We start from the raw sequence: 360 nt of genomic DNA, 5'->3' as shown, positions 1-360 counted from the left end.
AGAAAATTGATCCCATTGTTGCACGGACTGTTTCAGGTGAAAAAGGATCTGTTGTTTCGCCGATCAAAATAACACCTTTAGCTCCTACAGCATCAGCAGTACGGATGATGGTACCAAGATTTCCTGGATCACGCACTCGATCAAGTGCGACATAAACATCTTCTGCCTGTCCTGTTATCATTTCAAGTGATTGCCACTGTTGTTTAAAAATACCAATAACTGTTTGTGGATTATCTCGTCGTGCGATAGATTCCATGACCTTTTGTGAGGCTTTAATGACAAGACCACCATTGGCTACAGTATGTGCAGCGGTGTTTTCAATAGCAGTGTTACTGATTTTGCTTTTAGAAAAAATGAGTG

At 40.8% G+C, this 360-nt stretch carries 1 protein-coding gene; it reads right to left on the bottom strand.

Going from position 1 to position 360, the window contains the following annotated elements; all coding sequences use genetic code 11:
* A partial coding sequence (locus ACFINO_RS10730) for a TrmH family RNA methyltransferase (protein WP_375655835.1) occupies nucleotides 1–360 on the bottom strand: 360 nt, incomplete at both ends.

Origin of the sequence: Bartonella sp. AA83SXKL, from assembly GCF_042196965.1 — a bacterium.
Lineage (GTDB): Bacteria > Pseudomonadota > Alphaproteobacteria > Rhizobiales > Rhizobiaceae > Bartonella.
Note: the sequence above shows the minus strand (reverse complement) of the source record. Positions and strands in the feature narration are given on the sequence as shown.